This window comes from Henriciella mobilis (assembly GCF_003576315.1).
Taxonomy (GTDB): Bacteria; Pseudomonadota; Alphaproteobacteria; order Caulobacterales; family Hyphomonadaceae; genus Henriciella; species Henriciella mobilis.
Map to the genome: position 1 here is coordinate 259,169 of NZ_QWFZ01000020.1, position 22,173 is coordinate 281,341.

Genomic DNA, 22,173 nt, shown 5'->3' on the forward strand with positions numbered 1-22,173 from the left:
CTCAACGGTTCAGTTTGCGCAGCACCTCTGCGCGAAGGCGGCGCGCCATCATCTCATCGATTTCGCCCAGCGGACCGCGCGCAGCCCCTGGCAGGTGCGCCCCGGCCTGGCCGGCGTCACCGAACACGTAATAGTCGAACATCTCGCGCCAGGCGGCCTTCTCGGAAGCAGGACGGTCGCGCAGGCTCAGCAGCCCGTGCAGCAAGGTGTTCATTGGCGAGTCCGCATAGGATGGTACCGCATTCCACCAGTAATTCAGGAGGATATTGAACGGCTCCCTGGCTTCAACCTGATGCCACCAGAGCGCGGGATACATCAGCAAGTCACCCGGTTCGAGATCGGCGATCTGCGCGGCTTGCGCAGCCTCCTCGAATTTTGGATGCGCATCGAGATCGGGATTGTGAATGTCGACCATGCTGATGACCTGCCCGCCCGGCGTCGGCGCCAGAGGTCCCGGATAGAGATTGTGAACCTGGTCGGGCGGAAACAGGATGAACCGCCGCCGCCCGGCCAGGCAGACGGCGATATTGTTCGACATGTCGTAATGCGCCCGGGCCGTCGTCTTGCCGCCGAGCCAGAGCGAAACGACGGGCGGCGCCTTGGCGAAGGGCGCAAGCGGCGCCAGATCGATACCGTTCTCAGCCTCGAAGCCAGGAAAGAACAGCATCTGATCCGTAGACTGAACATAGTAGCCGGGCGGGTTCGGCTGCCCGAAAGTTTGTCTGACAGCGGAGAAAAATGCCTCAAGCGAAACCTGCGACCGCTGAAAATTCATCGCGGTAACGGTCTCGTCGTAAAAGGGCTGGCCTTCGGCTTCCGGTGCAAGGGTGTAGAGGACCAGCGGCCGGCCACTGTAAAACTGGGCGAGGTAGTCCATCGCGGCGTCCGGCCCGTCGAGCCCCGCCTTCACGATCGGCCATTGCCGCCCGACACCGCGGACGATGACCGGCCTGTCAGCCTCTATAATTCTCGCAAACGGTATCCCGCCAGGGCCCGAAACCTCCAGGATTTCGGTGCGGCTTGCGTTTTCGAGAAAGCTGGCCGTGTTCAACCTGAGCCCCCACTTGACTGCGCGGCAACCTTCCTCGCCTTCATCTGGATGAGACGGCTGATATTGTTCAGCGAAGCGACCATCATGTAAGCCGCGTAGAGGTAGCCTGCCCGGTTCAGCTGATGCAGGGCCTCGGCATCCAGTTCATTCAGCCGTTCGATGCTGACCGCCGAAAACCCCGGTATGCTGAAGGTCATGCCCTCACCGAATTCGCCTTCGATATTGACCGGCTCGATGAGGTTGAATTTCTCAAGAGCCGCGAAGAGCGGCTTTCGCACTTCCACTCCGGCATGCAGTCGCCGGAGGATGCCTGCGACGTGCTCGAGATAGGGAGAATTGCCGCCATGCTTGAGAAACAGGGGTACGCCATTCTCATCGCCGACCGCAGGATGATCGAGATCGACATTGATCATGGGCTCAGACTGCGCCTGATCCTCCTGGGAGGCCATCCTGATCGTGAAAGGCCCGCGCGCCAGAATGGCTGGAATGTATGATGACACCCAGCGGTCGCCGTCGAGATACAGGTTCTCCCCGCTGTCAAAGCCAAGCAACACGACCGCCTGATAGGCGCCGGCCGGATCCTTCTTCAGCAGGATCGGGAATTCGCGCTGCAGCTCCAGAAACTCGGTCGGGACGACCACGGCCTGATTGACGCCGTCCCCGAACTCTTCTCCACGCGCTGTGCTGACCTTCAGGTCGGCATGATCGACATTGTTCAGAAGGACGGTATTGGACACGCCTGGCTCCGTTCTTTGATGCCCGTCAGACTGGCCGGGTCCGCTTCCCGCTGACAGCCGCAAGCCCTGACACTCTGCACAAATGGCATGTAATTCAATAGCGGAAAGGCCGCCGGGGGAGGAAACCGGCGACCTTTCTTTTTGACCGCCAACGGACCTGGTGTCCGAGGCGACTTCTCTAGAATCTGTAGCGCGCTGACAGAATGTAACGCGGCGACAGTTCGTAGGCGTAGTAGACCTGCTCAGGCACACGGTGGTAGGTCCGCTGGTCCTCGCCGGTCAGGTTGATCGCCTCGAAGGACACGGCAATCTGGTCGGTGATGTCGTAGCTGACATTCATATCCCACTGGCCATAGTCCTCGACATAGATACCGGAACGGTCACCGGTCTGGTTTGTCTGCGCGAGGAAGGTGTCACGCCAGTTGTAGGCCAGACGCGCCGAGAAGCCGTACTTCTCGTAGATGCCGGTGATGTTGTAGGTGTCCGACAGGCCGGTCAGCGCGAACTGGTTCTCGGACGGGCTCGCGCCCGGATCGAGTTCCACGTCGCCATTCACGACCGTGTAGCTGCCGGCAATGCCGAAGCCGGTATCGCCGAAGAAGTGCTGACCGGCAAACTCGAAGCCGTCAATCTTGCCTTCCCGGTTGTTGATCGGCTGCTCCACCGCAAAGGCGAAGAGCGGGTCATCGCCATTTGCAACCACATCGTACTGGCCGAGAATGGCGTCGACATAGCTCTGAGGAAGCGCATTCGCGGCAGCGCCGTCCGTGCCCAGACGGGACTGGAACTCGGCCTGCGCGGCAGCAACATTGCCACCATTGGCATCGATCAGGGCAACAAGGGTGAACAGGTTGGCTTCCGACTGGTCAACGCCAAGATCGGAAATGATGTCCAGCGCGTCGCCGGATCGGGAACCCGCTGACCCCGCAGTGGGATCGCGAAGATCGAACAGGTTGCGGTCAACGACACCCGTACCGATGAAGTTCTTCACCCGCTTGTCGAAGTAACCAACCGACACATAGCTCGACTCGTCGAAGTACCATTCCAGCGAGAGATCGAAGTTGTCCGATTCAAGCGGCAGGAGATTCGGGTTCTGCGATGCGCCCGTCACCTGGCCACCAAGGACCGTCGGACGGTTGGGCGCATTCGCCGTCGTCGATGCGAACAGGTTCGAGAAGGCCACACGGCCGATCGTCTTCGAGAAGGATGCCCGCGCGACGATGTCGTCGGTGAGGTCCATCTGGAAGTCCAGGTTGGGCAGCAGGTAATCATAGCTGCCTGACCCGCTCACCGATTCGCGGTCGGTACCGTTCTGGATGACGAAATCATTGTCAGCCGTCCACACAATGGCCGTCGGAACGGTCTGGAGCGTATCAGAGCTGACCTCTGTTTCTTCATAACGCAGGCCGGCATTGATGCGGGCAGGACGATTGAAGAATTCGCTCTCCATCTCGAACTGAGCATAGAGCGATGTGATTTCTTCACTCACCGTGTCGTTCGAACCGCCCCGGATGATGTCGTTCTGCGCATAGGCATCCTGGAAGATCGGGAAGAGCTGCGTGGGGCTCGAGCGGAAGGCCGTATCCGCCTTGCCGACCGGCAGATCGTCGAACACGCACTGAAGACAGTAGGTGGTCACAAGACCCGGTGCGAACTGCTCCACATCACCAGGATTGCCGATGCCCCAGGAGCCGAGGTCCTGCTGCGTCGTCGCCGTGGCGCGGTCGAAGGTACTGTCGCGGTAGTTACCGCCCACGACGAGGCGGGAATTGTCGAGTTCCCATTCGAAGCGCAGATCGAGTTCGTCGATGCTGTTCTTCGCCGACGCGGTGCTGGAGCGCTGCACCTGGGTGCCGAGGTCGCCGGCATCGAGAATACCGTTGCCGTTGCCGCGCACGCTGTCATCGATGGTGTAGTCCTGGACCGGATAGCCGGACCGGTAGTCGACCGAGTGGCTCAGGATCACCGGCGCACCGAACGTCACGAAGGTCGCGCTGTGCCCCAGCGGATTGTTGCCGCGGGACTTGGAGATCGAGCTGTGAGCGTCAAAAATGACCGACATATCGTCGTTCAGTTCCCAGTCGGCATTGAAGCCCAGTGAGCTCAGCGTATCGCGTGTCGCACGATCGGTTTGCTCAAAGCCGATATCCTTCGACCCGTTATTGTTCTCCTGCATGAAGGCAGCAGAGGCAACCGGACCGTTATTGTTGAAGATGATCTGATCGAACGGGGTCGCGAACCAGTTGGTTTGTTCGAAACGGAGCTCTTCGGAGTCGTTGCGGGCGAAGGTGTAGTCACCCGTCAGGGTGAGGTTGTCCATCGGCCGGAATTGCATGACCAGCTGACCGTTGATGCGCTCCCGCGAGAGTTCGGACAGGTCGTAGCGGCTGTCCTGCGGAATGGCATAGAGCTGCCCATCCTTCGGCGGATTCGTGATCTGCGTGCTGCCATCGCCGCGCACATAGCTGCTGTCTTCAAACGGCCCATCGACCGCTGGATCAAAGACAATCCAGTCATTGATCTGCTGCGTCGGCGCGCCGGAATCGCGCTTGGCGTAGGAGCCGAAGAGGCTGACGCCGATACGGTTCTCTGCATCCGACCAGCTCGCGATACCGGAGAGTTCCGGGGTCACATCGTCGCCGTTGACGACGCTGTCATCGATGACGCCCTTGATCTGGCCCGAGCCGACAAAGCCGGACTGACCATTGTCCAGCGGGCGCTGTGTCACGATGTTCACTGTGGCACCGATGCCGCCGGTTGGCAGGATGGCCTGACCCGTCTTGTAGACTTCGAGCGCGCTAACGCCCTCGGATGCGAGGTTGGAGAAGTCGAATGCCCGGTCGCCGCCGGCGCCGTAGTTGCCGCGTTGGCCGACCAGACGTGTTTCCGCGGTCGGCATGGTGCGCCCGTTCAGTGTGACGAGGTTAAAGTCCGGACCGAAACCGCGGACGGTGATTTCCGAGCCTTCGCCGTTCGTCCGGCTGATCGACACACCCGTGATGCGCTGAAGCGATTCAGCGAGGTTCGTGTCGGGAAACTTGCCGATGTCTTCGGCGGAAATCGCGTCGACAACGCCGTTGGCGTTGCGCTTGATGTCCATCGCCTCTTCGAGCGATGACCGGATGCCCGTTACAACGACGACGTCCTGCCGGGCCTCTGACTCGGCGTCGGCGTCCTGAGCGTGAGCAGGCATCGCCGCCGCGATGGATACGGCCGATACACCCCCCAAAAGGCTACGCCACGCGATAGCGCCTGTACGACGGGTATAGCTCCGCTGGTTGCTTGAAGTCACTTTTACCTCCCTTCGCCACCCTCTTTCCAATCGAGGATGATCATCCTTGTGGTGATGCGCCATAATGTTAGCGCTATCGTGCTCTAACAGAGCATTGTTTCGAGGGGCTGACAATCCCCTTCCCAAAATTTTTGATAGCGCTATCTTAAGTTCCTGAGTTTTCTACAAAAAACCTTGTGAAACCTGGACCCGCCATGGGGCAGGTGTGACCGAACAAACACAGCCCAAACAGGCTGTTTTCCGGACAACCCTAGATACCCATGGTCTTCGTCGGCAGTTCGTACAGCACGTCAGACGAAGTGATGAACAGACGCGAACCGTCGCCGCCAAAGGCACAGTTTGCTGTCGCTTTGGGCATTCTGATCCGTCCGAGGACCTGCCCCTGTGGCGCAACCACAAATATCCCGCCCGGGCCTGTTAGGAATATTCGACCGGCGGCATCGACGGCCATGCCGTCAGGCAGGCCTGGGCTGCCATCTTCAGCAAAAGGCGCGGCATCGAAAAGAATTCGATCCGACGCAATTGCACCATCCCCATCGAAGGAGAGTTCACGCAGGATCGGCGCGGCCGGATCTGACTGGCTCACATAGAGGCGGGTCTGGTCCGGCGACAGCGCAACGCCGTTGGGAAATGTCATGTCATCGAGGAGCAGCTCCACAGTGCCGCCGGGCCGGAGCCTGTATACACCATTGAACGTCAGGGCCTTCAGCGGCGAGTCGTTCATCCCCGCCAGACCGTAGGGCGGGTCGGTGAAGTAAATTGTACCATCGGAGGCTTCAATCACATCATTCGGACTGTTGAACGGTTTTCCGTCGAACTGGTCGGCGACGACAGACCGCTCGCGTGTCTCGATGTTCAGCCGCTCGACGCGCCTGAGCCCGTGATTGCAGACCAGGAGCGATCCGTCATTCGCATACAGCAAGCCATTGGAACCGGGCTCCCTGAACCCTTCGGCTTCCGCCGCGCCGGAGGGGTCGAGGAAAAGTTCCTTGCCGCCCGCCTCGCTCCACATCCACGCCTTGTTCTGAGGGACATCGGAGAAGTAGAGCCGCGCGCGCACAGGGTCCCAGGCCGGCCCCTCGCTCCAGGTGAATCCCTCGGCCCGCTTGATCAGCTTCGCGCCCGGATCGACAGTGTCGCGCAAGCCGTCATCGAACACATCGAGCGTGACGGTCGCACCCTCATCGCTCACCAACGGGGCCGGTGCCTGGCACGCCGCTGCGGCGCCCGCGAGGCCAATAAGAACTTGCCGCCTGTGAAACCTCATTGGACCGAAACCTCCGTTTCAATCGCAGCCGCCGGAACACGCGTCTGCGCGCCTTCGGTCACCTCGACCGAGACCTCGCCCGCAATATCATCCGACGACGACCCGATCATGAAATCGAGACGCCCCGGCTCAATCAGCCAGCCGCCATCACCGTCATAAGTCGCCGATTGCGCAGGCGAAAGCGAGAACGTGACCGTAACCGACTGTCCGGCCGGGATGCTAACCCGTTTGAAGCCACGTAGCTCCTTCTTGGGCCGTGCGGTGCGCGAAACGGGGTCGCGCATGTAAAGCTGCACAACCTCTTCCCCGTCGCGTTCACCGTTATTGGTGACATCCACCGAGATATCGAATGCGTCCATCGGCCCGACGGCGCGCTTGCTCAACTGCGGTTCGCCGTAGGTGAATGTCGTATAGGTCAGCCCGTGACCGAACGCGAATTGCGGCGTGATCGGCAGGTCCATATAGCGATTGGAATCGACCGACAGATCGGGATTGGCGGGCCGTCCGCTTGGTGGTTCGGAGTAAGTGAAGGGGAGCTGCCCCGTAGCCCTCGGAAAATCGACAGGCAGGCGGCCGGCAGGCATGCGGGCCCCGTAAACGACATCCGCAACAGCCGGTCCCGCCTCAACGCCAAGCATCCATGTCAGCAAGACAGCGTCAGCCTTTTCCGCGACATCCGGAATGGCCATGGCCCGGCCCGTGACCAGAAGCACGACCGCATCCGGCCTGGCCGCCAGCACGGCATCGGCCAGCGCCTTCTGTCCGGCTGGCAGCTCGACCGATGAGCGGCTGCGGGCCTCGCCCGACAGGTCAAAATCCTCGCCGATGACGAGGATGACTTCGCCTGCTGCTTTCGCGGCCTCAACCGCCGCCGCAATTGCCGTCTCATCGACCGTCTGGATACCACCGCCGGATTCGTAGCGCACTTTGACGCCGTCCGGTGCGCCATCGGTCAGGCCCTCGAGGATCGAAACAACATCATCCGCTTCGCCCCGCGCGCGCCATGAGCCGAGCTGGGTCATCCGGTCTTCGGCCAGGGTCCCGATGACCAGGATGTCGCCTGAAGGCTCGTTCAGCGGTAGCGTCTGATTGTCATTCTTCAAAAGCACCATGCTGCGGACGGCGATCTCGCGCGCGGCAGCCCGGTGCTCAGGGGTCAGGAGGCTCGCCTGTTCGCGCGCGGTGTCGTGATAGGCCAGCGGATTGTCGAACAGGCCGAGCCGCTCCTTCACCGAAAGGATATGGCCGACCGCCAGGTCGAGATCGGCCTTGAGCGCCGGGTCACTTTCCAGCATCGCAGCCAGGTCTTCCCCGAACACACCACTCGTCATGTCCATATCAACGCCCGCCCGAAGCGCGAGCGCGCCTGCTTCGCCGCGGTTTGAAGCGACACCATGGTTGAGAAGCTCGGCGATGGCATTCCAGTCGGACACGACAAGACCGTCAAATCCCCATTGATCGCGCAGGATGCCATCGACCAGCGCCTCGGTTCCGGTGACGGGCTCGCCGCCAATATCGTTGAACGCCGTCATGTAGGAACCAACGCCAGCCTCTTCGGCAGCATAGAATGGCGGCAGGTAAACCTCATGGAAGGTGCGCTCAGAAATGTCGGCAGAGCCATAGTCGCGCCCGCCCAGGGCCGCGCCGTAGGCACCGAGATGCTTGGCGGTCGCCAGTATCGTGTCGGGCTCGGCAAGCGAGGTCCCCTGATAGCCGCGCACCTGCGCAACCGCCATCTGGCTCGATAGATAGGGATCGGACCCGGCGCCCTCGACAATCCGGCCCCAACGCGGATCGCGGGCAATGTCGATCATCGGCGCGAATGTCCAATGCAAGCCGGCCGACGTGGCCTCTACAGCAGAAATGCGTGCGGCCTCTTCCCAGGCAGACGGGTCGAACGAACTGGCAATCGCGATCGGCACCGGGAAAATCGTGCGATATCCGTGCACGACATCCATGGCAAAAAGGAGCGGGATGCCGTGTTCGCTTTCCTCGACGGCGACCCGCTGAAGCGCGCCGAGCGGTTCGGCGCCCGCGACATGGAGATAGGATCCCACCTTGCCGGCGCGCACCCGGTCGAGCTCGGCATCGGTGAGCCGTGAATTCAGCGATTTGCTGCGCCCGCCAGCCGCCTGGACGAGTTGCCCGATTTTCTGGTCGACGGTCATTTCATCGAGGAGACTTTCGACCCGCGGACTGAAGTCGGACGCTGGTTCAGCCTCTGAAACAGGCGGCGCTGGTGCAGCGGTCTGCGCAGGCGGCGCAGCAACACAGGACGCCGCTGCAAACGCAACCGCCACAGCACTGGCAGCCCTGCCGCGCTGTCCGCGTTCGGCCCGTAAATGCTCGATAATTCGCGCGAAATTCTGCACCACAGCCATTTCGTCCTCCCTTGGTCTGGCGTCTTCGCCATGAATTATGTTAGCGTTCCCACTTCCAAAATTGTTAGGCACTGTCAAACTGCTTTTGGAATTCGAAGACCAAGACGCTGGATCAACCAGCCATTCGAAATGACCGAGGGACAAGGGAGGAATCGTCCGTGAAACGCTGCCCAGCGATCCAACGCGATCGCCAGACAAATCTTGAATCCAGCGCGCAGACACACGCCAGTTCGACGGTCTGTCATGGATAGTTCTCTTCTTGGCCTGCTGATCATCATCGGAGGCATCGCAGCACTGCTGGCGATGATCATCCTCGCACGTATCCCAGCCTTCATTGCGCTTCTTGTGACCTCGATTGGCGTTGCGCTGGCCGCTGGCATGCCGGCCGACGCCATCATGGGCTCGATCCGCGACGGCATGGGTGGGACGCTCGGCTTCGTTGCGGTGGTTGTCGGCCTCGGTGCGATGCTCGGCGCCATTCTCGAGCATTCCGGCGGCATCCAGTCTCTGTCCCGCGCAGCCCTTTCAACAGCCGGACCACGCGGCGCTCAGTGGGCCCTGGCCGGCGTCGGCGTTGCCGTGTCCATTCCTGTCTTCTTCGACGTTGCCTTCATCATCCTCGCGCCAATGCTGTTCGGCCTGGCGCGACGCTCCGGCCGCCCGGTTCTCTGGTTTGCGATCCCCGCGCTTGCGGGCATGGGCATGGCGCACACATTCCTGCCGCCAACGCCCGGGCCGATAGCAGTCGCCGACCTCATCGGCGCCAATCTTGGCTGGGTCTTCCTGACCGGTCTGGCAACGGGCGTCCCGGCCGTCTTGCTGGGCGGCATCGTATTCGCCCCGATGGCATCGAGACTGGCAGGACCTGTACTGGATGCCGGACCGGCCTCCTTGCCTGAAGCGCTCGAAGAAGTGGCTCCCGAAACGGACGGCGCGAAACCGCCCTCGGCCCTTGCCGTCCTGCTGATCATTCTCGCTCCGCTTGCGCTCATCGTCCTTGGCGCCTTCGCAGGAATGTTGCCTGTGCCAGAGGCGGTCCAGGGTGTCCTGACCTTCGTCGGACATCCCTTTGCGGCCCTGCTGGTCGCCTGCGCCGTCGCCTATGTCGTGCTGGGCCTTGGCCATGATTTTGAACCGGAAGCCCTGAACAAGGTCATGGGAAAGTCGCTGGAGCCGGCAGGCGTTATCGTTCTTATCACGGGCGCGGGCGGCGCGTTCAAGCAGGTCCTGGTCGATTCCGAGCTCGGCAACCAGATCGCCGACCTCATGGTCTCCGCCAATCTCGCCCCCATCGTCATGGCCTTCGCGATTGCAGCCATATTGAGGGTCGCCCAGGGCTCTGCCACCGTCGCCATGATCACCAGCGGCACACTCGTCTCAGCCATGATCGACACGGCAAATGCCTCGCCCATAGGCCTCGCCCTGATCGTCTCCAGTATCGCATCCGGCGCCATTGTCTGCAGCCATGTGAACGACTCAGGCTTCTGGCTGGTGAGCCGCTATCTTGGCCTGACCGAAACGCAGACGCTCAAGACCTGGACGGTGATGACGACCATCATCGGCGTATCGGGCTTCCTCATCGCCTGCCTCATTGCGCTCATAGCGACCTGACGGCCAACCGCCTTTGCGACCGCGAATGTTTGATGTTAACGCTATCTTTCAGAAAGTAGCCCCATGGATTTGCCGCTCCGTTCAGATCAGATTTTGCCAGATGACGCAGACGCGTTTCTGATTGGGCGGGTCTGGTCGCATGAGGAAGGTGGCCCCTGCCCCGTGCTGATCAGCGGCGGCCGTGTGATCAACCTGATCCCTGTCGCGCCGACCGTGTCTGCCCTGCTGGAATCGACGCTGCCGGACCGTACCGAACTGTCCGGCCTGCCCGATCTCGGACCGCTCGACGCATTCCTGTTGCCGGACGATGATGAACGCTGCCTCGGCAGCCTGCTCGCGCCGTGCGACCTGCAGGCCATAAAGGCTGCGGGCGTGACCTTCGCTGCCAGCCTGCTTGAGCGTGTCGTGGAAGAACGCGCTGGCGGAGACCCGGCGCGCGCGGAAGAATTGCGCGCTGAACTGTCAGCGACCATCGCGGGCGACTTTGCGTCGATCAAGCCGGGGTCTGCCGAGGCAGACACCCTGCGCACCCGCCTGAAGGCTGAAGGGCTGTGGTCGCAATACCTGGAGGTTGGCTTCGGCGAATATGCTGAGATCTTCACCAAGGCCCAGCCCATGTCCGCGGTGGGCTGCGGCGCGGAGATCGGCATCCTGTCGGCCTCCGACTGGAACAATCCTGAACCCGAAGTCGCCCTCGTCGTGACCTCGCGGGGTGACATTGTCGGCGCAACGCTCGCCAATGATGTGAACCTCCGGGACATGGAAGGCCGATCGGCACTGCTGCTCGGCAAGGCGAAGGACAACAATGCATCCTGCGCCATCGGCCCTTTCATCCGGCTGTTCGATGGGGATTTCGGCCTGGCGGATGTCGGGCGCGCCGAGATCAGCCTGGAAGTGGTCGGCAAGGATGGCTTCCACCTGGAGGGCGCCAGCGACATGTCAAAGATTTCCCGGCGGCCGGAGGACCTCGTCTCACAGGCAATCGGCAAGCATCATCAGTATCCGGACGGCCTGCTTGTCCTTCTGGGAACGATGTTCGCCCCGGTGGAAGACAGGCGCGCGCCAGGTCAGGGCTTCACGCACGAAGCTGGCGATTGCGTAAAGATATCAACGCGCTCTCTCGGCACCCTGATCAACTGGACGACCGCTTCGGAAACGACTGCGCCTTGGACATTCGGAACCGGCGCGCTGATGACCAACCTTGCAAAGCGAGGAGTGCTCTGATGACCGATACCGGCAAGCGACAATTCAGGCTGCGCTCGCAGGACTGGTTCGACAATCTCGATCATGCCGACATGGCCGCACTCTACCTCGAACGCTTCACCAATTACGGCCTGACGCTCGAGGAGCTGCGCGAAGGCCGTCCCATCATAGGCATCTCTCAGTCGGGCTCGGACCTTGCGCCGTGCAATCGCATTCATGTCGACCTTGTACAGCGCGTGAAGGATGGCGTGCGCGACGCTGGCGGCATCCCGATCGAATTCCCGATGCATCCGATCTTCGAGAACTGCCGCCGCCCGACCGCCGCCCTCGACCGTAACCTCGCCTATCTCGGCCTTGTCGAGATCCTGCATGGCTATCCGCTCGACGGCGTTGTCCTCACCACGGGATGCGACAAGACCACACCGGCCGCGCTGATGGCCGCTGCGACAACCAACCTGCCGGCGATCATCCTCTCCGGCGGCCCGATGCTCGACGGCTGGTCGAATGGCGAACGCGTGGGGTCCGGCACGGTTCTCTGGCGCGTGCGCAAGGAGTATGCGGCCGGCAAGATCACGCGCGAGACGCTGATCGAACGCGTCGCCGCATCAACGCCGTCTGCCGGCCACTGCAACCCGATGGGCACGGCGCTGACGATGAACTCGCTCGCCGAAGCGCTCGGCATGTCGCTCACCGGCTCGGCCACCATCCCGGCGCCTTACAAGGAACGTCCGCAATGCGCCTACCAGACGGGCAAGCGCGCGGTTGGCCTGGTCGAGGAAAAGCTGAAGCCGCTCGACGTGATGACGCGCGCGGCCTTCCTGAACGCCATCCGCGTGAACGCCGCGATTGGTGGCTCACCCAATGCCTATCCCCACCTCATGGCGATTGCGCGCCATGCCGGCGTCGAGCTTACAGCCGCCGACTGGAACGAGTTCGGTTACCACATTCCGCTGCTCGCAAATGTCCAGCCGGCCGGCGAATATCTCGGCGAACATTTCCATCGCGCTGGCGGCATCCCGGCCATCATGACGGAGCTTGCAGGTGCCGGTCAGCTGGACGAGGCCGCGATGACCGTGACAGGCAAACCCCTCGGCGAAACTCTCAAAAACCTCCGCCGGGCTGATCGCAAAGTGATCTATGCCTACGACACGCCCGTGCGCCAAAAGGCAGGCTTCAAGGTCCTCACCGGAAACCTCTTCGACAGCGCCATCATGAAGACGAGCGCCATATCGGACCACTTCCGGAAGACTTATCTCTCGGACCCCGGCAAGACAGACGTCTTCGAGGCCCGCGCCGTCGTGTTCGACGGATCGGAAGATTATCGCAGCCGGATCAACGACCCCGCGCTGAACATTGACGAGCGCTGCATCCTCGTCATGCGCGGCGCCGGACCGGTCGCCTGGCCAGGCTCGGCGGAGGTCGTGAACATGCAACCGCCTGACGCGCTGATCAAAAACGGCGTCGACAGCCTGCCGACCCTTGGCGATGGCCGCCAGTCCGGTACCTCGGGCAGCCCCTCCATCCTCAATGCCAGCCCCGAAGCGGCCGAAGGCGGCGGCCTCGCCTGGCTAAAGGATGGCGACGTCATTCGGATCGACCTCAATACAGGCCACTGCGACGCGCTCGTCGACGAGGAGGAGATCGCCCGCCGCAAGCAGGACCTCGCCTATGCCGTCCGGGGCAGCGAAACCCCGTGGCAGGCTATGTACCGCGCCTCCGTCACACAGCTCGGCGATGGCGCCGTCATCAAGGGCGCAGACGAATTTCGAAACGTTACCGCGCGGCTACCGCGCCACAATCACTGACCCAACGAATCCGAAAGGATAGACATGACCGACAAGCTCACCGGACAGCATCTCATCGCAGGCGAATGGCACGCATCTACGAAGACCTTCGAATCCAACGGCCTCGACGGAGAGAGCTTTGACGTCTCCAGCGGCGGCGCAGCCGAAGTCGATCGCGCCGCAAAGGCCGCCGACGAGGCCTACCGAACCTATGGCTGGACCTCGCGCGAAACGCGGGCCGATTTTCTCGACAAGATTGCAGACTGCATAGAGACCCGCGGCGAAGCCATCACCAAGGCTGGCATGGCCGAAACCGGCCTTCCCGAGGGCCGCCTCAATGGCGAGCGTGGGCGCACGACCGGCCAGCTCCGCCTCTTCGCCGACCATATCCGCAAGGGCGAATACCTCGACCGGCGCCATGCCGAAGCGCAGCCCGACCGCCAACCTGCCCCGCGCCCGGACCTGCGCCTCATGCAACGTCCCATGGGCCCGGTCGCCGTGTTCGGCGCATCCAATTTCCCGCTCGCCTTCTCGACCGCTGGCGGCGACACGGCCGCCGTACTTGCTGCTGGTTGCCCCGTCATCGTCAAGGCACACCCGGCCCATCCGCGCACCGGCGAACTCGTCGCGCGCGCCATCGCAGAGGCCATTGATGCCTGCGGCATGCCAGCCGGTACGTTCGGCTTCATTCAGGGCGAAACCCATGAGCTTGGCCAGGCCATGGTCGACCATCCGCTCGTCAAGGCCGCCGCCTTTACCGGCTCTCTCGGTGCAGGGCGCGCCCTTTACGACCGCTGCGCCGCAAGGCCGGAGCCGATCCCGTTCTATGGAGAATTCGGCTCGATCAACCCGGTCTTCATTCTACCCGGCGCGCTGAAGGAAAGAGGCGTACAGATCGGCGAAGGCTGGGCCGGATCGCTGACACTCGGCGCCGGCCAGTTCTGCACCAATCCGGGCATTGTCTTCGCTCGCGAAGGCGAAGGTCTCGATGGCTTTGTGGACGCTGCGAGCAAGGCCATCGCCGCATCCGCGCCCCAGACCATGCTGACCGACTCCATCGCCGCCTCTTACCGCAAAGGCGCGTCGACCTTCAGGCAGAGCGACAATGTCAAAGAGCTGGCCTGTTCAGAGGCCGATGGCCGTCAGGGCGGTCCTGCTATCTTCAGGGCGTCGCTCGACACATGGCTCACAAACCCCGCCCTGTCGGAAGAAGTGTTCGGCCCCGCCGGCATCGTTGTTACCGTCCCCGATGACACCGCCTACAGCCGCGCAGCCGAGGCGCTTGCAGGCCAGCTGACTGCCACCGTGCAGATGGAGGCGGGCGACCGGGAAACGGCCCGTTCGCTGCTTCCGGCGCTCGAACGCACGGCGGGCCGGATCCTGTTCAATGGCTTCCCAACGGGGGTCGAAGTGTCGGACGCCATGGTCCATTCCGGCCCCTATCCGGCGACGACCAATTTCGGCGCGACGTCTGTCGGCACGATGGCGATCCGCCGCTTCCTGCGGCCGGTCTGCTATCAGGATATGCCCGACGCCCTGCTGGACGGCGACCTGCGCTTTTAGGCGCCGGGGCGCAAGGCCGGGAACCGCTCCCGGCCGGCGCAGCCCTTCTGCTACCTGACGTCCAGCTGGAACGGTGTGACCGGGATAATCCCGTCTGCGTAGAGATTGCAGATCGGTGCATCGCCCCAGCAGTGGCGGATGGTTGCTGGCTCAATGCCGTCCGGCACCGTGGCAACCAGTGTTCTGCCATCGAGACGGGCATCAGCCCAGTCGCATTGGCCAGCCGCGTTGCAGACGGAGACGCTGATCACCCGGTCGCTCGAGATCGAGGTGTAATCGCCCTCAGGCAGGTCGATCTTTATGGATCCGCCATCCCGAACGGCCGTCACCGGTGAGTAGCCTGTGGTGCTGGCGTCCGACGCCCCGGACAAGCCATCCAGCACATCGACCGCGCGCATGGCGACGGTGAGCTTGTCAGGCGGGTGGATATCCGTGCGGTGCCCGACATCCATCGTCGTGACAAGACCCGTTAGCGGGTCGGCCAGCGCGACACGACGCTGGGCATCCTGCACACCCGCCCAGCCAGACTCCGACGGCAACTCAGGCATCGCGCCATAGCCCGGCAGCTGGACGACGAGGACTGGCAGGTCTGACCCGAAATTCGAGCGCCAGCCCGCAATCAGCTGATCCAGCAGGCCCTCATAGGCATCCGCCCGCCCGGTATTGCTTTCGCCCTGATACCAGATGGCGGCGCTCATCGGCGTGCCGTGCAGCGGCGCAATCATCGCGTTGCCAATCGTGGTGAAGCCAGTCACCGATTCCCAGGGCGGACGCGGACCGCCATCATCGGCCTGCATCACCGCCTTGTAGGACCAGCCCGACGCGAGCGGGACAGCCTCGCCGACCTCCGGCTCAAGCTGCATCACCTCGCCCGGCCCCATCATGCCCCCCGGGCCGTAGCTGTTCAGCACGTTGATCAGGATCGTGTTTTCGCCCGCTTTGAGCACGCCGGGATCGACGGGATAGACGCGATGGTCTGTCCAGCTTGAGGTCGAGCCGATGAATTCGCCATTGATCCAGACCGCATCTGAATCATCGAACAGGCCGAGCGAGATTGTCGCCGGTCCGGCCGCCTGTTCCTCTGTCAGGTCAAAGCGGCGGGCAAACCAGAGCCGGCCGAGATGGGTCTCGATGTCAGCATCACCATAGGCTTTCCAGTCGGCGAACTGTTCGGGGACACGCTTCCAGCTGGAAAGGTCAAGCTTGGCCTCCCACGGCGCGCTTTCATGCTCGGCTGTCCACCACCGCTCCCAGACCGCACCATAGGCTTTCATCGCCGCGTCCGGGTCTTCGCGATAGAGGTCGAGCGTGGCAAGGCTTTCGTCAAATCCGCCGGCTGCCTCAAGGCGCGCCTGTGGCAGCCAGGCTTCGATCTGCGAACCGCCCCATGAGGAATCGATCAGGCCGATCGGTATGCCTCGCTCCGCACGCAGGCCCTCTCCCATGAAATAGCAGACGGCGGAAAAGTCCCGCACGTTTTCAGGCGATGCTGGCGCCCAGCTGGCCTCTTCCGGCAGCTGCGATTGCGGCGAAAGCGCCGTTTCCTGTGGCACGGTCAGAAGGCGCAGGCTGTCATCGGCGCTCTCGGAAATTGCGGAATCCGGATTGAGCGCCCGGTAGACCGGGTATTCCATATTGGACTGTCCGGAACATAGCAGGACATCGCCAACCAGGATGTCTTCAGCCGTGTACCTCGTCGTGGCGTCGCTGATGGAGAGCTCATACGGCCCGCCTGCCTGCAGCGGCTCAAAGCTGACAGACCAGGCCCCATCCGGACCGGCCCGTGTCTCCACAGTCTGGCCCGCAAGCGAAGCGGTGATCACAGCGCCCGGATCGGCTTTACCCGTAATCTGCAGGTTTGCGCCGCGCTGCACGACCGCATGGTCGGTATACGCCCCGTCGACCAGGAGCTGGGCCGCCGATGGACCAGCCCCCGCCGCCTGGCAGCCCCCCAGAAGTGCGAGTGCGGCGAGTGTCCTTGCGGCCTGTCTCATTGTCTTTCTCCCGGATCAGACCTTGATGCCGGCCTTCTCTGCGTCGGCGAGGAAGGCCTTGAGGCCCTTGTCGGTCAGGACATGGCCGGCAAGCGAGCGGATCACATCCGGCGGCGCGGTGACGACATCGGCGCCGATAAGCGCGCATTCCTTCACATGGTTGGCACTGCGGATCGAGGCGGCAAGCACTTCAGTCTCGAAGCCGTAATTGTCATAGATAGTGCGGATGTCCTGGATGAGGTCCATGCCATCGATGTTGATATCGTCCAGCCGGCCGATGAAGGGCGAGATGTAGCTTGCCCCGGCCTTGGCTGCGAGCAGCGCCTGATTGGCCGAGAAGCAGAGCGTCACATTGGTGCGCGTGCCTTCGGATCTCAGCTTGCGGCAGGCTTTCAACCCGTCGAGCGTGAGCGGCAGCTTCACGACGACATTGGGTGCCAGCGCGGCCAGCGCCCGGCCTTGCTCGAGCATGCCGGCCTCATCGGTCGCGATGACCTCAGCGCTCACCGGACCATCGGTGACTTCACAGATTTCCACGATGACTTCGCGGAAATCGCGGCCGGACTTTCCGACCAGGCTGGGATTGGTCGTGACGCCATCCACAAGACCGGTTGCATGCAGGTCGCGGATCGCTGCGACATCGGCAGTATCGACGAAAAACTTCATGGCTCGCCTCCTATTTCAGGCTGCGGTTGACGAGGTTTTCCAGATATTCCTGACGGCCGGACGTGTGCTTGCCGTCGAGGCCTGCGCTCGCAGCGTGGTCGGCAATCGTTTCCAGTGACGCGTCCGGCGACAGCATGCGCTGGCCGAGCTCGCCTTTCCAGCCGGCATAGCGCTCATCCTTGAAGGCCTGGATCTCGCCGCGCTCGACAATGTCTGCCGCCGACAGGAGTGCCCGCGCCAGCGCATCCACGCCGCCGACATGCGCATAGACCAGATCGATCTCATCGGAGCTCTGGCGGCGCACCTTGGCGTCGAAGTTGAAGCCCCCAGTATCAAGTCCGCCGGATGGCAGCAGCTCGACCAGCGCCAGAGTGATGTCGCGGATGTCGAGATGAAACTGGTCGGTGTCCCAGCCATTCTGGTAGTTGCCGGTGTTGATGTCGATCGAGCCCATCATGCCGAGCGAGACCGCCGTTGCCACTTCGTGCGAGAAGCTGTGGCCCGACAGCGTCGAGTGGTTCGGCTCGATGTTCACATGCACCTCGCCAAGCAGGTCGAAGCGTTTCAGGAAGCCATAGATCGTCGCCACGTCGAAATCGTACTGGTGGTACATCGGCTCGTGCGGCTTCGGCTCGATCAGGATCTTGCCGTCAAAACCGAGCTTATGCTTGTGCTCGACGACCATGGAAAGGAAGCGGCCGAAATTCTCCAGCTCGCGGGTAAGGTCGGTGTTGAGCAGCGTGTCATAGCCTTCGCGCCCGCCCCAGAGGACATAGTTTGCGCCCCCGAGCTTGTGGGTCGCCTCCAGGCAGTCGCGAATCTGGCGGATCGCGCAGGCGGCAACTTCCGGGTCCGGATTGGTCAGGCCGCCGGCGGCATAGCGCGGATGGCCGAACAGCTTCGCCGTACCCCAGAGCAGCTTGACGCCGGTCTCTTCCTGGTAGCCGGCCAGACGATCGGTCTGGCGCTTGAAATTGTTCGACAGCTCGTCGGGCGTGTCGGAGGCTTCGGTGATGTCCTCATCGTGGAAGCAGTAGAATGGCAGGCCGAGCACCTTGAAGAAATCGAAAGCGGCGGCCATGCGCGCATCGGCGGCGGCGCGGTCATTTCCGGTACGCTGCCAGGGGCGGTTGAAGGTGCCAGCGCCGAACACGTCGAAGCCGTCCCAGCAGAAGGTGTGCCAGTAGCAGACGGCCATGCGCAGGTGGTCTTCCATCCGCTTGCCGAGGACCATCTGGTCCTTGTCATAGTAGCGGTAGGCCAGCGGGTTGTCGCTGCTTACGCCCTCGAACTTGACCGGCGCCATGTCGGCGAAGGGTGACCGGCTCCCAAGACTTGCATTCGAATCTGCCATTTCAATCTCCTGTAAATTCGCCGACCAGCGCCTGGTAGAGACGGGTGAACTTCACGCGTTTCTCCTGCAGGCGGTCGATGTCGGGGTCGTGTGGTTCGATAACGTTGATCGCGCGGGGCGCGGCGAAGGCCTCGTCATAAGTGCCCTTCAGCTGGGAGTAGCGGGCAAGCCTTGCTGCGCCGAGCGCGGGCCCGGTTGCCGCGCCGTCGCGATAGACGAGCGGACGCTCCAGGACGGCGGCAAGGATGCGGCCCCAATAGGCAGACTGGGAGCCGCCGCCAATCACGGAAATCGAATGAACATCGATGCCGGAATCGAGCAGCGCATCGAAGCCGTCCGCCATGCCGAAGGCGACGCCTTCCAGGACGGCCTGCGCAATCTGGCCCTTGGAGCTGTCATGGTCGAGACCGAACAGGACGCCGCTCGCATAGGGGTTGTTATGCGGCGTGCGTTCACCTGAAAGGTAGGGGAGGAAAACCTCCTTGCAGGCTAGGCTTGCGTCCCGTTCGGCCAAGTTGATCATGTCTTCAGCTGATGGCGTACCGGTCGCCTGGCAGGCCCAGTCGACACAGCTCGCCGCACTCAGCATGACGGACATGAGATGCCAGCGGCCCGGCAGGGCGTGGCAGAAAGCGTGGGCGGCAGAGTCCGGGTTCGAGCGGAACTCGCTGCCTGCCACGAAGATTACACCGGAAGTGCCGAGCGAGAGCAGCGCATCGCCTTCATCGACGATTCCGGCGCCGACAGCGCCAGCGGCATTGTCACCGCCGCCCGCCACGACAGGCACGCGATCCATGCCCCAGGCTTCAGCGGCCTCCTGGCGGAGGATGCCGGTTTCCTCGACACCTTCATGCAGGCTCGGCATGTGATCGACGGTCAGCCCGCAGGCGTCCAGCAACGGCTCATGCCATTTGCGGCCTGCAACATCCATCCAGAGCGTGCCGGCCGAATCCGACATGTCGGAGGCCAGCTCGCCGGTCATCCGCAGGCGGACATAATCCTTCGGCAGCAGGACCTTGGCGACCTTGGCGAAAATTTCCGGCTCATGCCGGCGCACCCATTCGAGCTTTGGCGCGGTAAAGCCGGGCATGACGAGATTACCGCCCTTCTCGACAAAGTCCGGCTCTTTTTCCTGGAGGGCCGAGGCCTCTTCCAGACTGCGGCCGTCATTCCAGAGGATGGCCGGTCTCAGCGGGTTCAAGGCCTTGTCGAGCAGCGTTGCGCCATGCATCTGGCCCGACAGGCCGACGGCCTTCACGGCGTGACGATGATTCACGTTCAGGCCGGCAACCGCCATGTTTGTGGCCGTCCACCAGTCGGCGGGCTTCTGCTCCGACCAGAGCGGCTTCGGCCGCGAAATCGGAAGATCAGCGCTCGCCGTGTCCACGACACGGCCAGCCTCATCCATCAGAACGGCCTTTACGCTCGATGTCCCGATATCAATTCCCAGAAACACGTCTCTGGTTTCCTTCCCTCTCCTTGCGACATCCTGCAGTTGTCCTTGCGTGCGAACACCAGCAGCCATCGCGATTATATGATAACGCTAACATATTGCGCCTGCGTGGACAACACTGCTGTGTGCGGCTTTTTGTTCGATTGCAGTAAGCCGAGGCATGCGCCGCCGGTGAAGCTCGCTGTGTCGAGGGCATATCTTGTCCCCGAAACGACGAATCCGTGCCAAAACCACTTTAAACTTGCCAGAGTGTGAGTTAGCGTCGTTTATGGTAGCCCTAACATTTTGGGTTGGGTTCAAGAGAAAAGCAGTTCTCCATTGAAGGGGATTGGGAGGAAAAATGACTGATACGACAGCGGCCACCGGCCGGTTCGAAGGCGACTTTGCGTTCGTCCTTCTCATCAGCTGCGTCGCCACGATTGGCGGCTTCCTGTTCGGATTTGACAGCGGCGTGATCAATGGCACGGTCGACGGGCTGAGCGCGGCGTTCAATTCCGATGCAGCCGTCACCGGCTTCAATGTCGCGTCCATCCTGCTGGGCTGCGCGGCAGGCGCGGCAGCCGCGGGCAAGCTGTCCGACATGTTCGGGCGCCGCACGATGATGATCGTCGCCGCGATCTTCTTTATCGTCAGCGCGTGGGGCTCCGGCATTGCGGGTTCGTCCATGGAGTTCGTGATCTACCGGATCATCGGCGGCCTTGCTGTCGGTGCTGCCAGTGTCATGGCCCCTGCCTACATTTCCGAAGTCGCACCGGCCCATTTGCGCGGCCGCCTGTCTTCGATCCAGCAGGTCGCGATCATTGCCGGCCTGTTCGTTGCCTTTCTCAGCAACTTCCTGATTGCGGGCGCTGCAGGCTCTGCCACGAGCGTCTGGATGTGGGGCTTCGAAGCCTGGCGCTGGATGTTCTGGATCGAGCTCATCCCGGCGGCGATCTTCCTGATCGCGCTGCTCGCGATCCCGGAAAGCCCGCGCTATCTCGTCGTGAGCGGCAAGAAGGATGCAGCCCGCAGCGTGCTTGAGCGTATCACGGGCCAGCGCCGCGCAGCCGGCAAGGTCGCGGAAATCGAGGAATCCCTCGCGCGTGATCACAAGCCGCGTATCTCTGACATCTTCCGCGGTGGCACGGTGCTTCGTCCCATCATCTGGGTCGGCATCGGCCTTGCGGTGTTCCAGCAGCTCGTCGGTATCAACGTCGTCTTCTATTACGGCGCCGTGCTCTGGCAGGCGGCCGGCTTCACCGAAAGCGATGCGCTTCTGACCAACGTCCTGTCAGGCGGCCTCAGTATCGCAGCCGTGGCTTTGGGCCTCATGCTGATTGACCGTATCGGCCGCAAGCCGATGCTGATGATCGGCTCGATCGGCATGGCGGTTACGCTTGGCCTCGTCGCCTTCGCCTTCTCGACCGGCGCGCTGGTCGATGGCAGCCTGAAGCTCTCCAGCTCGATGGGCCTGCTCGCGCTCGTCGCAGCCAATATCTATGTGATGTTCTTCAACTTCTCCTGGGGACCGGTCATGTGGGTGATGCTGGGTGAGATGTTCCCGAACCAGCTGCGTGGCTCCGGCCTCGCGGTTTCGGGCTTCTTCCAGTGGATCGCGAACTTCGCCATCACGCTGACCTTCCCGATCATGCTGGCCGCACCCGGCATCGGCCTGACGGGGGCTTATGGCGTATACACCGTGTTTGCCATCATCTCGATCTTCTTCGTGATGTGGGCGGTGAAGGAAACCAAAGGCAAGGAACTGGAAGACATGCAGGGCTGATCTGCCCTCTTCCAGAGCAAAACGATATGCGGCGGGCCTTCCAGGTCCGCCGCAT

General features: G+C 62.5%; 14 protein-coding genes. 5 read left to right on the forward strand and 9 right to left on the reverse strand.

Annotation, left to right across the window (positions count from 1 at the left end; translation table 11 throughout):
• Position 1: 1 nt before the first annotated feature.
• The 5 genes from D1227_RS12195 to D1227_RS12215 form a co-directional block, all read right to left on the reverse strand.
• Positions 2–1,051: a cupin-like domain-containing protein gene (locus D1227_RS12195; protein ID WP_119404873.1), complete on the reverse strand. Its 1,050-nt coding sequence runs from the start codon at positions 1,049–1,051 to the stop codon at positions 2–4.
• A complete protein-coding gene (locus D1227_RS12200; protein WP_119404874.1) occupies positions 1,048–1,788 on the reverse strand; it encodes a SapC family protein in 741 nt (246 codons plus the stop codon). The genes D1227_RS12195 and D1227_RS12200 overlap by 4 nt, the downstream gene beginning before the upstream one ends.
• Positions 1,789–1,966: 178 nt before the next feature.
• The gene (locus D1227_RS12205; protein WP_233350161.1) at positions 1,967–5,017 is read right to left on the reverse strand and encodes a TonB-dependent receptor; all 3,051 of its coding nucleotides are present in this window, start codon (positions 5,015–5,017) and stop codon (positions 1,967–1,969) included.
• Positions 5,018–5,330: 313 nt separating this feature from the next.
• Positions 5,331–6,272 (reverse strand): SMP-30/gluconolactonase/LRE family protein, encoded by a 942-nt coding sequence (locus tag D1227_RS12210; RefSeq protein WP_233350160.1) that lies wholly within the window; start codon positions 6,270–6,272, stop codon positions 5,331–5,333.
• A 71-nt stretch (positions 6,273–6,343) separates the two neighbouring features.
• Positions 6,344–8,728, reverse strand: a complete 2,385-nt coding sequence (locus tag D1227_RS12215; RefSeq protein ID WP_119404877.1) for a glycoside hydrolase family 3 N-terminal domain-containing protein — start codon at positions 8,726–8,728, stop codon at positions 6,344–6,346.
• Between the two features lie 243 nt (positions 8,729–8,971).
• Here D1227_RS12215 and D1227_RS12220 point away from each other — a divergent pair, with 243 nt between their 5' ends.
• The 4 genes from D1227_RS12220 to D1227_RS12235 all read left to right on the forward strand — a co-directional run bounded on the left by D1227_RS12220 (position 8,972) and on the right by D1227_RS12235 (position 14,889).
• On the forward strand, positions 8,972–10,339 hold the full coding sequence (locus tag D1227_RS12220; protein WP_119374768.1) for a GntT/GntP/DsdX family permease: 1,368 nt from the start codon (positions 8,972–8,974) through the stop codon (positions 10,337–10,339).
• A gap of 63 nt (positions 10,340–10,402) precedes the next feature.
• Positions 10,403–11,563 (forward strand): fumarylacetoacetate hydrolase family protein, encoded by a 1,161-nt coding sequence (locus tag D1227_RS12225; protein ID WP_119404878.1) that lies wholly within the window; start codon positions 10,403–10,405, stop codon positions 11,561–11,563.
• Positions 11,563–13,347, forward strand: coding sequence for an IlvD/Edd family dehydratase (locus tag D1227_RS12230; RefSeq protein ID WP_119404879.1), 1,785 nt, complete (start codon positions 11,563–11,565; stop codon positions 13,345–13,347). Before D1227_RS12225 ends, D1227_RS12230 begins: the two co-directional genes overlap by 1 nt.
• Positions 13,348–13,371: 24 nt before the next feature.
• Complete coding sequence (locus tag D1227_RS12235; RefSeq protein WP_119404880.1) at positions 13,372–14,889, forward strand: aldehyde dehydrogenase (NADP(+)); 1,518 nt, start codon at positions 13,372–13,374, stop codon at positions 14,887–14,889.
• Between the two features lie 50 nt (positions 14,890–14,939).
• On the opposite strand, the gene D1227_RS12240 is transcribed toward D1227_RS12235, so the two are convergent.
• The 4 genes from D1227_RS12240 to xylB are packed head-to-tail and all read right to left on the reverse strand — an operon-like array spanning position 14,940 to position 20,359.
• Positions 14,940–16,883, reverse strand: coding sequence for a sialate O-acetylesterase (locus D1227_RS12240; RefSeq protein WP_119404881.1), 1,944 nt, complete (start codon positions 16,881–16,883; stop codon positions 14,940–14,942).
• A 15-nt stretch (positions 16,884–16,898) separates the two neighbouring features.
• The gene (gene fsa, locus D1227_RS12245) at positions 16,899–17,549 is read right to left on the reverse strand and encodes a fructose-6-phosphate aldolase (RefSeq protein ID WP_119404882.1); all 651 of its coding nucleotides are present in this window, start codon (positions 17,547–17,549) and stop codon (positions 16,899–16,901) included.
• 10 nt (positions 17,550–17,559) lie between these two features.
• Complete coding sequence (gene xylA / locus D1227_RS12250) at positions 17,560–18,903, reverse strand: xylose isomerase (RefSeq protein WP_119374762.1); 1,344 nt, start codon at positions 18,901–18,903, stop codon at positions 17,560–17,562.
• A 1-nt stretch (position 18,904) separates the two neighbouring features.
• Positions 18,905–20,359 carry a xylulokinase gene (gene xylB, locus D1227_RS12255; protein WP_119404883.1) on the reverse strand — a complete coding sequence of 485 codons (1,455 nt, stop codon included), beginning with the start codon at positions 20,357–20,359 and terminating at the stop codon, positions 18,905–18,907.
• 337 nt (positions 20,360–20,696) lie between these two features.
• Here xylB and D1227_RS12260 point away from each other — a divergent pair, with 337 nt between their 5' ends.
• The gene (locus tag D1227_RS12260; RefSeq protein WP_119374760.1) at positions 20,697–22,118 is read left to right on the forward strand and encodes a sugar porter family MFS transporter; all 1,422 of its coding nucleotides are present in this window, start codon (positions 20,697–20,699) and stop codon (positions 22,116–22,118) included.
• Positions 22,119–22,173: the final 55 nt, after the last annotated feature.

Bases quoted from the DNA above. Each gene is read 5' to 3' on its own strand.
- D1227_RS12215 (WP_119404877.1), bottom strand. From the start codon at position 8,728: ATGGCTGTGGTGCAGAATTTCGCGCGAATTATCGAGCATTTACGGGCC.
- D1227_RS12220 (WP_119374768.1), top strand. From the start codon at position 8,972: ATGGATAGTTCTCTTCTTGGCCTGCTGATCATCATCGGAGGCATCGCA.
- D1227_RS12225 (WP_119404878.1), top strand. From the start codon at position 10,403: ATGGATTTGCCGCTCCGTTCAGATCAGATTTTGCCAGATGACGCAGAC.
- D1227_RS12230 (WP_119404879.1), top strand. From the start codon at position 11,563: ATGACCGATACCGGCAAGCGACAATTCAGGCTGCGCTCGCAGGACTGG.
- D1227_RS12235 (WP_119404880.1), top strand. From the start codon at position 13,372: ATGACCGACAAGCTCACCGGACAGCATCTCATCGCAGGCGAATGGCAC.
- D1227_RS12240 (WP_119404881.1), bottom strand. From the start codon at position 16,883: ATGAGACAGGCCGCAAGGACACTCGCCGCACTCGCACTTCTGGGGGGC.
- fsa (WP_119404882.1), bottom strand. From the start codon at position 17,549: ATGAAGTTTTTCGTCGATACTGCCGATGTCGCAGCGATCCGCGACCTG.
- xylA (WP_119374762.1), bottom strand. From the start codon at position 18,903: ATGGCAGATTCGAATGCAAGTCTTGGGAGCCGGTCACCCTTCGCCGAC.
- D1227_RS12260 (WP_119374760.1), top strand. From the start codon at position 20,697: ATGACTGATACGACAGCGGCCACCGGCCGGTTCGAAGGCGACTTTGCG.